This is a genomic window from Enterococcus diestrammenae, from assembly GCF_049384045.1.
GTDB classification, from domain to species: Bacteria; Bacillota; Bacilli; order Lactobacillales; family Enterococcaceae; genus Enterococcus_C; species Enterococcus_C diestrammenae.
Map to the genome: position 1 here is coordinate 1 of NZ_JBMRGR010000043.1, position 1,018 is coordinate 1,018.

At 33.5% G+C, this 1,018-nt stretch carries 1 protein-coding gene; it reads left to right on the forward strand.

Annotated elements, in window-relative coordinates:
* Window positions 1-912: transposase (locus ACO03U_RS13720; RefSeq protein WP_204688055.1), on the forward strand; the 912-nt coding region annotated here is incomplete at its 5' end.
* Between the last annotated feature and the right edge of the window lie 106 nt (window positions 913-1,018).

Consider the following 1,018-nt stretch of genomic DNA (forward strand, 5'->3'; position numbering starts at 1 on the left):
AATAAATTACCGACTAAATACACTGGAACGGAGCTGAAAGAAGAGTTACGTTATTCAAATGATTTGCTTCACGTTCTTGAAAAAGAACCAAAGGTTTCATTGATTCCTGGAATAAAAGAAAGCATGAATTTGTTAGAGGAAACTATTGAAGATGATCTAGAACATATGAAAAGTACAATGGATCATGATGCAAAAATTGGACACAAAACAAAAGATACTGCTTTTTTTGGATATAAAACACATATCGCAATGGATGATAATCGTATTGTAACTGCTGCTGTAGTTACTACTGGCGAAAAATCTGACGGAAAGTATCTCGCTAATTTAATTGAAAAAAGTGAAGCAAATGGAATAAAAGTTGAAACAGTTTTGGGAGACGCGGCATACTCTGGAAAAGACAATCTTAAATATACGAACAAAAAAGAGATCACTCTTGTCGCGAAGCTGGTACCAGCTGTTTCCAAAGGCTTTAGAGATAAAAATGACGGCTTTGAATTTAATAAAGATGCTGGAATGATGGTCTGTCCTGCAGGAGAAATGGCGTCAAGGAAAGCAAAACAAGGCAAGAAAGATCAAAATACTAATCAGACGATAACGTACTACTTTGATGTTGAAAAATGCAAAAGATGCCTGATAAGAGAAAATTGTTATAAAAATGAGGCAAAATCAAAAACGTATTCTATCTCTATCAAGTCTGAACTTCATCAGGAACAAATGCATTTTGAAAAAACAGAACGATTTAAAAAGCTTTCCAGAAACCGATACATGATTGAAGCGAAGAATAGTGAAATCAAAAACCGCCACGGTTTTGGAACTAATAAAAGTGACGGTTTGTTTGGCATGAATATTCAAGCTGCCACCACACTATTTGTTGTAAATTTAAAAAGGATTTTAACGCTAATGGACGAATAATACACAAAAAATAGGACTTCAATTCGTCAAAATTGAATTGAAGTCCTATTTTTTTGTCTATCATTTAAAATTAGAAACATAATTCTTAGAGATTTTCAGCAGCTTC